Genomic DNA, 11,603 nt, shown 5'->3' with positions numbered 1-11,603 from the left:
TTCTGGTAAAACTGACCTCATCAGCGGCACTAGCTATCATTCACTGCCGTCTACATGGCCAATAACCGGTCCAGGTCAGCTCGACCCTCTTGCGGATAAAGATCGAGATTCGACGACATCAAAAACTTGTTATCAAACGCTGGCAAACCAGTGTAAATGAACAAGATATACTTCCTTGAATAGTCAACAGGTACGTCCGCAACCCGGTGCGAATAATCCAGTCCGCCAGGTCTCACCGGGACAATAAACGCGCCCTTCAGTACCTGCTCGTCAGACACCTCCAACTTGCTTCTGTAGGCATCAAGTTTTTTCTGGTAATCATTTTTAGCGATGTCACCTGACTCCAATTGCTGCTCAAGCTTTTCGAGATACCTAAGTGTGCTGGTGTAGTTCCCGCTTACCAGCAATTTACTCTCCTTGCCGTTGGACTGTATATCGCGGGTGTAAACAGGCAGTTTGAAATTAAAGCTGGTAGCCTGAGCAGCCCCCTTAAGATAGCGATCAACTTTGAAAACGACATCCATAAACGCAGAATCATCCGCGAACTTCTCCAGCTTGGCATTGGACGTTTTTTCAAACGAACCGCTGACTACCAGAAAGGCATCTGCATAGCTCAACTTGACCTTCTGCTGCAGGCTTAATTCGCAATTACCTTCCTCTGAACAAATAAGCTCTTCTTCAGCTATCACGTCAACTCCTGAAAACATCAATAAATTAAGTGCAAACAAAAAGCTTAAAAATCTCATAAATCGATACCTGCTTTAATAGGTCGTACCATTAGCCTGTTCAGTGGGGTTACCCCCTACACAATAGGTTGAGTATTTAGCCTCACCGGCAAAGTCCGTGTGGGCCGCCTGTTGTGCAACCATGGCCGTCCACTCGTTTTGGACTTTGGTCGTCAGTGCGGTTTTCGCTGTATTGCACGCTGCCTGTGAATCATACACCGTGCCAATGGTCGCTTTATTGCTGTTGATAACACCCATCAGAAAATCCCGGTGTTTCAGTTCATGGGTGGTAGTGCGTGCAATATTCGGCGCGGTTCTGGCCCCTCCCGGGTTGGCACAGCCGGCGACGTCTCGCAACACCGTACGTATTTGCACGACCCAGCTGGCCGAGGGGGTTATGTCTCCTCCAAGACCGAATTTTTCATCGCCGTTAACGCACAGCGAGGTACAGTTGAGCGCCAAATCGTAACCAAAGGCTGAGTTCCTGCCCCACCACCCGGTAACCACATTGCTGTTCTGGGGCGCAGGACCCGCCGATGCTGCCGGTGTCGCCGGTGGCGTTCCATTGGGCTTATTCTGCAATGAACCACCGGAACACATTTTACATTTCGCGTCTGCGGCGGAAATATCACTATTGTCAGGCACCTGTTTGGGGCCGTTATTGCACCCCGGCTTTTTGCAATCCCCGGGCGTGTCTGTTAGGGATGTTGGCGACAGGCTGTTGTCCCAGAAACAATTACACTGGGCATTGCAACTGGCGCACTCGGGGCAATTGTGCGCGCAGCCCTGGCCGCCAGGCTGGGAGCCACAGTGCCAGCCGGCCTTAACGACGCCCACACCGGGATTGGATTCCACCAATGAGCCGTCCTCACTGACCGTGCCCAGGCCAATCGAGACAAACTCCTCCAGATCGTGATCATAAGAATACATCTCCACCTGAGCTCCGGGCATGTGACCGTCGACGTTGGGCAGGGTCAGGGGGGCTGGCGGATTGAACTTGGTGCCGGTGGGCTGGATGGTGACAATAAACTGCGGCTGCATGCCATTGGGCGGCGCCATGGGTACGGTGGATGCGTTCACAGGGGTGACTGAAATCAGGCCCTGTTTGGAGCCGTCGGGAAAGGTGACGGAGTCCTTCAGTATCTCCAATTTGAACCCGGGATAGCTGGACAGCGTCAACTCAACGGTCTCCGGGCCGGCTAGCACGGCACCATCGGTATTCAACTTGACTATGTAGATAGGGGCCGGCAGGGGGTTGTCGACCCCTGAGATGGTTACAATATTATAAGAAAGACTCGGGAATTCACCCTCTTGAGTGGCGGTTGAACCGTCGGCGATCAGGTGCACTGGCCCCACTGGCGCCTCGTCAATCAGGAATCTTCCCTGTTCATCCGTGATGCCCTGGCGCTCCGTCCCCTCGACCCGAACTGTAACCCCGGGCACTGGCGCATCCTGGTTATCCAGCACTACACCACTGATGGACGTATCGCCAGGATCGGCGGGAACGAAGCCGGTGGCACTGAAACCGGCGTTGATCAGTACAGTATTGCCCTGGTCGTCGAGCGGTGCATCCAACAGCGTTGCCGTCACCCGCTGTGCATCCAGCCCCGAGAGGTAGCCCAGTTTGTATTCCGCGGTCGCACGGCCGTCACTGTCGGTGGTAGCCTGGAATTGTTTGCCGAACTGGGCAGCGCCGACACCTGACAGCTCCCCACCTCCATTGGCCACTTCAAACAAGACCCGAGCACCCTCGACCACATTGGCGCCGTCATCGGTAACCGACACCACAAACGCCTCCGGCAGGACCTGGCCCACCGCACCGCGCTGGTTGTTACCCGAATTAATGCTGATCTTGTTGCCAATATTGCCGGTGGTGCTGGCATTGAATACCGCCAGGGTATCGTAGCCCACCACCTGGGCGCGGACTTTCTGGTTGGAGCTGCCGACCCGTACCCCTACCTTGAAGGCGGTCTCGGCCATACCTTCGTCATCGCTGGTCACCACCACAGCGCGGCCTTCTGTTGCCGACCCCGCTGCCACCACACCGGAGCCCTGAATTACCCGAAACACCACCCGGGCATCGGCCACCGGATCACCAGCGTCATCCAGCACTTTCACTGCCAAAGGATCTTCCAGCACGGTATTGATGGTCGCGGTTTGGTCCTGCCCGCCGACGATTTCCAACCGCCGTCCCAGCGGTACTACATAGTTGACCGTTCTCTGCAGCGTCGCCATATTGCCGACCTGGTCGACACCAACCACTTCGATGGTATTGTTGCCCTCAGTAAGAGACACATTTTTCACTGCGTAGCTGCGGTTGGAAATTGCTGCTTGTATGCCGTTCACAGTGACACTGGCCTGGCTCTCCTCGACGGTGCCACGCACTATATCGTTGATCAGGCCGGTGACGGTGATGGCATCACTGTAGACCTTCTGGCCCTCGGTGTGGGATTCAATGGTGACATAGGGTTCAGTCAAATCCAGTGATACCGCGATCGAGTCGGTTACCTGCATGCCGTCCTTGACCGCGCGAGCGACCACCGAGTTATGCCCCTCCTGGAGACTTACGCTGGCGCTGAATGCACCTTCGCTATCCGCTGTCACCGCGACACCGTTGACCGTCAGCGCCGCATCTAAATCGCTGACGGTTCCAGTAATGGTTAGCGGCGAGGCGCCCACTGTGATCAGTGACTTGGGTGAGGTAATTCGGACCGTGATCGCCTCCGCCTCCAGCGGGTCAGAACCATCACAATTCTCATCAATACCGTTATTGGCAATGCTTTCAGCGTCGGGATTGATCGCCGCATCGCTGTCATCGCAGTCACCATCCTCCACCGTAAACCCGTCACCATCCAGGTCTGCCGCCAGCACTTCCCCACTATCGATAAAGCCGTCGCAATTTTCATCGACATCATTGGCTACAATTTCTTCAGCAGCCGGATTGATTTGTGCATCGCTATCATCACAGTCATTCTGGGCGATGGTAAAACCGTCACCGTCGATATCATCAGCGACACCATCACAATTTTCGTCGATCGTGTTGCCGGTAATTTCAGTAGCGTTCGGATTGATGTCTGCGTTAGCATCGTCACAATCGTTCTGTGCCACGCTAAAACCATCCCCGTCTATGTCATCGGCAACACCGTCGCAATTCTCATCTACGCTATTGCCGCCTACCTCATCGGCCCCAGGATTTATATCCGGGTTGGTATCATCGCAATCCACATCGATGGAGTACGTATCGCCATCCATGTCCTGATCATCGAAATCGCTGACGCCAGTATCGATAACACCATCACAGTTATCATCAACACCGTTGTCAATAATCTCGTCAACACCCGGATTTACCGCAGCGTTGTTATCATTGCAGTCATTCGCTGCAACGGTAAACCCGTCACCATCGACATCTTCGGCCACCCCATCGCAGTTTTCGTCCACGGCGTTTCCGGTAATTTCGTCAGCATCGGGATTAATATCGGCGTTGCTGTCATCGCAATCCACATCAGCATCAAAGCCGTCGCCGTCTGCATCCTGGCCAGGGTCCTCCACTACCCCGTCACAATTTTCATCCACGTTGTTACCGGGGATCTCGTCGGCACCGGGGTTGATGTCGGGATCATTGTCATTGCAGTCTTCGTCCGAGTTGTAGCCGTCGTCGTCCGCATCGACTGCACCAGTATCTTCATCGAAAGTGAAACTGTAGGCCAGTTGCTCCAGGCTATTGGCCTGGCGCCGATTGAGGCGAATGGAAAAGGTATCGAGGCTGGCACCGCTGCCACCGGCAGCGATATCGGCAAATTCGAGGGTATCGTCGAGCATAACCGGGTTGGAGGTGGGCGCGCTGACCTTTGCTTTGAGGTTGCTGACGTCGCCGCCGGTATTACTGACATTGAGGCGGTAGACGTACTCATAGTCAGTAAAACTGAGCCGCTTGGAGCTGACCACTTCCAGCTGCCCGGGCAGAATTTCAGCGTAGGCTGGCGTAAAGCCCAGCAGTGCAACAATGACGATCCAGCAGTATTTAAAAGTGCTATTCATAAGCTGCATTGTAATGACCCTGCAAATTGGACAGTGCAAGCAACAGGCGTGCACAAGCTTCCGCAGGGCGCACGCCCTCTCGGAAGATAGGAACGAAACCTTCTAATAGGGAAGCTGGAAGGAAAACCGGACGGGGAAAAAGTATAGCGGGACTGACCGGGGAGGTACGCAGCAGCCGCCGAATAGCCGCTACCTGCCTGAGGGGCACCGGTATACAGTAACCACTGCTGCCGGAGCTAATTTTATTGTGTAGAGCCAGAATCACATTCCTGATCCCCTGTCTCCCAGGTACAGCGCCAGCTATCTCAAAAGTCGCAAACAGCTGCCATCCTCGGTTTTTTGTTCAAGTATCCACAAGACACCTGATACCGGGGCGCGCGAGGCACCTGCCGATTTCAACTAATCTCGTCCTGGCGAAATCGGCGAACTGGCTCGCACTTGTCGGCGAATAATTCGTACAAAACTATCGCCAACCAACTTGTAGACCAACACCAGAAGCTAACTTTATTCTTTTGTTCTATTAGCGCTCGTAGTGCTCAACCCACTTATCCCGGTACCAGGGCACGCGTCTCTACCGGTTGAGTATCTCTATAGCGTAGTTAGTGCCCGTTTACATGTTACCTGTTTAGCAGATATTCGTTTGAAATTCGCTTGATTTCCGCAACATTGGCGCTCAGGCGACAAACATCAGCTCTATTAGGCGCCATTTAACTCCTGACGGCAAATACTTTATCGCAGCTAAAAGCAATTTTTTTTATAGCCTATAGAAGATAAAAAACGATTGCCGGTGGGCAGCAATTGAGTAACACCAGCTTCACGCAGCCCCTGCAAAGATTGTCGGCATGGTCCAGCAGCGCTTTCGTTTCAGCTTGAGGGTAGAAATCAAATCCGACCGGCCCGAGCAGCGTAATGCCCGATCTGCCAATGGCTGGGTCGCAGATTAGGAACAGCCGAGCAGTCACTTGTAAACTATTCTGACATCTCAGCAACACGGACTCTGACCTCAACCTCTACAGGGCGGGGCTGCGACGCACAGCCGCCGGTGCCACCGCCCCGCTATTCGGTAAATTCTGTTGTACTCTCAAATAGGTACAGTACAATCTTCAATGGAGTTGCACTCCAGGCGCCACGGCGCCAAATGTTCACAACAATAATGCCTCAACCACCCAGGCTGACACTGCAATCCAATGAGCAATCGATTGTCACGATTCCCCCTGTTTTTGGCAGCGACATCGCTGTTGCTCGCTGGCCTTGTCCTCAGCCAATTGCCGCAACCGAAACCCGCCGTCACAGCGCCGTTATATGCCCCGCCCGCGGAGCTCCAGCCCCGGCCAGAAGTACCACCAGCGCAACTGCGCGACAAGAGCCTCGACTGGCAGCTCAATGTTCACCACCAGCAAACTACCGACAAACTCACCGCCCTCACCGAGACCCTGGGCAGTGGCGTATGCGCATTCGATGCCAACAAGGATGGCTGGCTGGATTTGTTTTTTGTCGGTGGCGGTGGCCATACCCGTCACTATGGCCGCGCCTCCTGGTGGCATAAACAGGCTGGCAACAAGCTGTTGATCAATCGCGACGGCCTCTGGCTCGAAGACCAGACCGAAGCCGCCGGCCTGCAGTCCAGTGGCTGGGGAATGGGTTGTGCCGTCGCTGACCTCGACAATGACGGCTGGGAGGATCTGCTGGTCACTGGCATCGATAACAACCGCCTGTACAAAAATACCGGCGCCGGCAAATTCCAGGATATCAGTGCCACTTCCGGTATCCTGGCCGAGTCCTGGAGCACCGGCGCCGCACTGGGTGACTTCAACCGGGATGGACTGATCGATATCTATCTCAGCAATTACATCAAATACGAGCAGGGAGCGCGGACTTTTGAGCGCTCCAAGGGCTTCGAAACCGATCGCGTTGCGTTTGATGCAACTCTCTATGACCCGCTACCGAACAAGTTGTACTTGAACCTGGGTGATTTTCGCTTTCGCGAGGTCGCGACGACTATGGGTGTGGCCAATTCCTTTGGTCGCAGCCTGGGCGCCAAATGGCTGGACCTGAATCGTGACAGCTGGCCTGACCTGCTGGTCATCAATGGCAGCGAAAGCCCCAGCCAGGTATTTCTCAATCGGGAAGGACGCGCGTTTGATATCGCCGAGAGCGACAACTCTCTGCTGGAAACCCCGGGCGTTCACGACGCACTGGTGGCCGACCTCAACTACGACGGCAACCTCGAAATCCTGATGACCCGCCATCGCGGTATGGCACCGGTATTGGCCCGCACCGAGCCCAGCGCTGCACTCGGCAGCGGCAGGAAAATACCCGCAAGCCTAACCGACCAGGCCTGGCAAGCCGGTATCGCCCACCAGAATCGCAGCAACCTCAGCAGCTGGGGCGCCACCAGCGGCGACCTCAATAACGACGGCATAACGGATATCTACCTCGCCAACGGTGCCATTGAGCCCGACATGGACTCAGAGCTGGTACCCCAGGGGCAACCCAACTACCTGTTTCTCGGCACCAAACAGGGTATTTTCACTGCATCCACCACTCCACCGCCAGCCAACTTCTCCTACTCTTCACGGGGAGTCATTAGCGCCGACCTGGATAACGACGGGCAACTTGAGCTGGTGGTGAGTAACAACAATGGCCCGCTGCAAATTCTCGGCCTCGCCTCCAGGCCCAATGGCAACTGGGTTGGCTTCGATCTCACGGCATTAAACCCACCCTCCCAGTCCTATGGCGCTCGCCTTGAAATCTACGCCGGCGAGCAGCGCTTCCTGGGCCAGGCACTGCCGGCACAGGGCTTCCTGTCACAAGGTGACGCCCGCCTGCACCTGGGCCTGGGTGATATCAACACCATCGACAAGGTCAAGATTCAATGGCGCGATGGCTCCAGTACCACACTGACCCAACTCGCCGTCAATCAATACTATCGGGTAGACAAGGCCGGCGGCTCGCTCCAGCCCGTCCCCGACATGCGGCCGAGCCAGCGCGACTTCGCCGCCAGAATCGCGGCGTTCAGCCCCGCCACCCGCACGGCCCTGGCGAGATTCCTGATTGAATCGAAATCCAGCGATCGCCTGGCAAAACTTTTGCAATTATGGGACTCCAGCGAGCAGCAGACACGGCTGGCGATATTCGGCTATATCAAGCAAGCCTGGAGCACAGAATTCCTGGCGCTGTTACAGCGCGGCTTGGGCGACAGCTCGGTCGAGATCCAACTGGCTGCCATAGAATTGGCGCAAGCACTGGAACTGGAAGCCAGTGTCGCCTGGTTGCTGCCCCTGCTGGAGGCCGAGGATAGCCGCGTACAATGTGCCGTGGCGGCCACTTTCGAGTTCTTCTTTAACGAAGAGGAGGCCGTGACTCACCGGAAAAAGCTTGCCGTAGCGCCACTCATTCGGCTTTTGCAAACGGCACCGGAACCGGTAAAAATCTGCGCCATACAGGCGCTGGCTGCCGCCGAGCACAAGCGTGCCGCACTGCCACTTATCCAACTGGCGGACAGCGCAGAATCTGTGCCCGTGCGCAGCGCCGCCATTCAGGCCCTGGGGCTGGTTCGAGATTCGGCCGCTATTGCCACTCTGCGCAAGATGACCACGCCTGTAGCCGCCCAGCCGGCGGCAATCAGCGCCACAGCACTGATCGCCCTGCACCGGTTGGGCCAGCAGCAGGAAGTGGCCGAATATTTCCAGCAACTGGCGTCAGCAGAGCCCGGCGACAACCCTGCATTTGCCTTGCAGCTGCTCAACAACCTGTTGCAGCAGGCGGACGGCATTGTCCTGCGCAAGGAGTTTTTACTGGCGGAACTGAGGCGCCATTACCAGGGTTTGTACGGCACCGGCATAAACCCCGAGACCGCGGAAGTTACGCTGTTGCCGGCGCTGCTGGATGCCATGCGACTGGGCCAGTTCAGCCAGCACGCGAGCTTTGCCAGGCGCCAGTTGCAGGCCGACAGCGCGGAGGTCCGCCAGCGTGCCTACCTGGCCTTGCTCAGCTTTCGGTCCGAAGCGGATGAGGCACTGGCACAGTTGGTTGGCAGTGAAAGCGAAGCGCTGGTGGAAGATATCCTTAACCGCCCACAGTCGTCAGCGCTGCAATTCAGCCCGGAAATCGTCGACCTGTGGGTGGCGCGGCTGCATTCCGGCGGCCTCGGCTACCGCGCTACCGCGCGGATCTTCAGCAATTTAAACGACCGCAGCCGACGCCTGCTCCTCGGCGGGATTATAGCCGCGGCGGATAACGATCAGTGGCTGGCCAACCTGACCGATTGCCGCCATATCGGCAACCTCAACTTCGACAGCGCCAGTTTGCAGCAGGTTGCCAATGAGCCGCGCTGGCAATACGCGCAAACACTCTGCCTCTATGAAAATGGAGCCGCAGCCTCCGCACCGCTGGCACAAACCCTGCAGGCCCGCATCCAGGTCAAAGGCATCCTCGAGTCCGACCACTTCAGTGATGAGCAAAAATGCCAGCTGCTAATTTTGGCCAGCAAGACCGACGCTTTTATCGCCGGGCATATGCTGGCACCCTACCTCGCCAATATACCCGCCCGCGAATTGCCACAGGCCATCGATACCCTGGCGGCCTACCCTTCCAGTAGCGAACTGGAATCCTCACTCTGGGCGCTACTGAAAGATCGCAACAGCAGCATGGAGGTGCGCCTGGCCTCGGCCACCTACTTGCTCAAGTCCAGTTACGATCAAGTCATCAACTTTGTCGACAGCGAGCTTTTGCAAAATGCGACCGGTTAAAGATTTACTCGCCACGGAAAAAGGCTATTCACCCATAACCTTTGCCCTGCTGGTGGCCTGTGCCAGCAGCGGTCTTACCGTCTACCTGCTGCAAGAACACTCGGTTTTCCTGCAGTGGACGGTCCTTGCCCACGCACTCACCGGTATCGCCACCGCCCTGGCACTGACGCCCTACTTTATCACCCACATACGCCGCACCGTGGGCTTCCGCCGTTTGCCCTCCATGTTGAGCGGCGTAGTCACGCTGCCGTTGTTTATCATTTTTGCCTACAGCGGCCTGCATCTGGCCCTGTTCGGCCAGCGGGAAAATCAACAGTGGCTGCTGGACGCCCATATTGTCAGCGCCCTGCTGTTTGTCCTGCTGCTGACAGTGCACCTGCTGGTGCATTTCGTCTTTTTGCCCGCCAATCGCAGAAACCAGCCGGGCCCGAAATTTCCCAGCCTGACCAGGCCCATGCTGGTCACGGTATTGGGCTTCAACCTGTTTATCCAGGTCGCCATTGCCAGCGCCAGTTTTATTTACCAGCTGGCCGAGCCCGATTACTCCGACCAACCGGTAACGGAAAACTACCTGTACAACTACGGCCCCCATCCCTTCCGGCCGAGCCAGACCGAAACCAGCAGCGGTACCTTTATCGATGCCCGGCAAATCTCCAACTCCCACCGCTGCATGGCCTGTCATGAAGACATCGGCAACCAGTGGCAGGCCTCGGCCCACATGCTCGCCGCCTCCGACCCCAGCTATGTCACTAACGTTTCCCTGTTGGCCGACAACAAGGGCATCACCGCCACCCGCTACTGCGAGGGCTGTCACGCACCGTCCGCACTGCTCACCGGCGAGCTGTCACCGGGTGGTAAACACGGGGGCATTGCCGGCTCCACCGCCAACCACGAAGGTATCCCCTGTATGGGCTGCCACGGTATCGCATCACTGCCCCACCTGAAGGGAGTCGCCAGTTACCAGTTCCAGCCCGCCGAGGACTATTTGTTTGCCCAGGCAGAAGGCCCGCTGCTGACCGGCATCAACAGCTGGTTGATACGCCTGAACCCGAACCAGCACAAACTGGACATGGGGCGACCGCTGCTCAAGGACCCGAAAATATGCGGCTCCTGCCACACCCAGTTTATGGACAAGGATATGAACAACTGGGGCTGGGTGAAGATGCAGGACGACTACTCCGCCTGGCTGGAAAGCCCCTATTCCAAGCAGCACGAAGAGGGTTTTGCCAGCGCTGCCGCGGTGCGCTGCAACGATTGCCACATGCCACTGCGACCGGCGAGTGACCCCTCCGCCGACCAGGACGGCCAGGTTCGCGCCCACCAATTCGCCGCCGCCAATACCTTCTTGCCGCTGCTGCGAGGCGACCAGCAGCACCTGCAGGAAACCATTAAATTCCTGCAGTCGAATAAAATGCGCATCAGTATCGAGCGCCCCAATCGGCGCGATGCCCTGCAAACGCTGCAAGCCCTGGACGAAAGCCTGCGCAACTTTGACGAGGCGCCTTACTATTACTATCTGGGCGAGACCGCGAGCCTCAATATTGTCGTCAGCAACAACGGCGTCGGCCACAATTTCCCCGGCGGGACCATCGATATCAATGAAGCCTGGCTGGAGTTTATCGTGCTCGATGCCGAGGGGCGTGAGGTTTACACCAGCGGTGCCATCGACGAATTCAATTACGTCGATAAAGACGCCTATTTCTACGTCTCCAAACCCATTGACCGGCACGGCAAGGAAGTCTGGAAACACGACCTGTTCAACCGGGTCGGCGAAGCCTACAAGCGCGTGGTCAAAGCCGGTGAATCCGACATTGTGCGCTACAGCTTTACCGTGCCAAGCTGGGCCAAATCGCCATTGACCGTCACCACCACCCTCAAGTACCGCAAGCTCAATGAACGCTATGCGCGCTGGGCCCTGCGCGACAAATACGTCAAGATCCCGGTGGTCGATATGGCCTGGGACAGCCTCAATATTCCCCTGCGAGTGCGCAAAGAGGTGGAGAGCGAGGCCCGGGTCAGCAGCCTGGACAGATAATCCATAGTTCCCCACGGGAGCGGCTGCCCCGGTGGCAGTGCACGCCACACAGCG

4 protein-coding genes are annotated in these 11,603 nt (G+C 56.7%); 2 read left to right on the top strand and 2 right to left on the bottom strand.

The features are described from left to right. Nucleotides 1-50: 50 nt before the first annotated feature. Together G8764_RS10050 and G8764_RS10045 are read right to left on the bottom strand one after the other, a co-directional pair. Nucleotides 51-746, bottom strand: a complete 696-nt coding sequence (locus G8764_RS10050; RefSeq protein ID WP_166164490.1) for a hypothetical protein — start codon at nt 744-746, stop codon at nt 51-53. Between the two features lie 15 nt (nt 747-761). Then, complete coding sequence (locus G8764_RS10045) at nt 762-4,763, bottom strand: MopE-related protein (protein ID WP_207951804.1); 4,002 nt, start codon at nt 4,761-4,763, stop codon at nt 762-764. 1,199 nt (nt 4,764-5,962) lie between these two features. Here G8764_RS10045 and G8764_RS10040 point away from each other — a divergent pair. Beyond that, complete coding sequence (locus G8764_RS10040; RefSeq protein WP_166164488.1) at nt 5,963-9,514, top strand: FG-GAP-like repeat-containing protein; 3,552 nt, start codon at nt 5,963-5,965, stop codon at nt 9,512-9,514. Further along, the gene (locus G8764_RS10035) at nt 9,501-11,549 is read left to right on the top strand and encodes a multiheme c-type cytochrome (RefSeq protein ID WP_166164487.1); all 2,049 of its coding nucleotides are present in this window, start codon (nt 9,501-9,503) and stop codon (nt 11,547-11,549) included. Before G8764_RS10040 ends, G8764_RS10035 begins: the two co-directional genes overlap by 14 nt. Nucleotides 11,550-11,603: the final 54 nt, after the last annotated feature.

It is taken from the genome of Pseudomaricurvus alcaniphilus (assembly GCF_011440395.1).
GTDB classification, from domain to species: Bacteria; Pseudomonadota; Gammaproteobacteria; order Pseudomonadales; family Cellvibrionaceae; genus Pseudomaricurvus; species Pseudomaricurvus alcaniphilus.
This window is presented reverse-complemented; position numbering and strand designations above follow the sequence as displayed.

Excerpts from the sequence above, each read along its gene's own strand:
- G8764_RS10035 (WP_166164487.1), top strand. The coding sequence starts at position 9,501 with ATGCGACCGGTTAAAGATTTACTCGCCACGGAAAAAGGCTATTCACCC.
- G8764_RS10050 (WP_166164490.1), bottom strand. The coding sequence starts at position 746 with ATGAGATTTTTAAGCTTTTTGTTTGCACTTAATTTATTGATGTTTTCA.
- G8764_RS10045 (WP_207951804.1), bottom strand. The coding sequence starts at position 4,763 with ATGAATAGCACTTTTAAATACTGCTGGATCGTCATTGTTGCACTGCTG.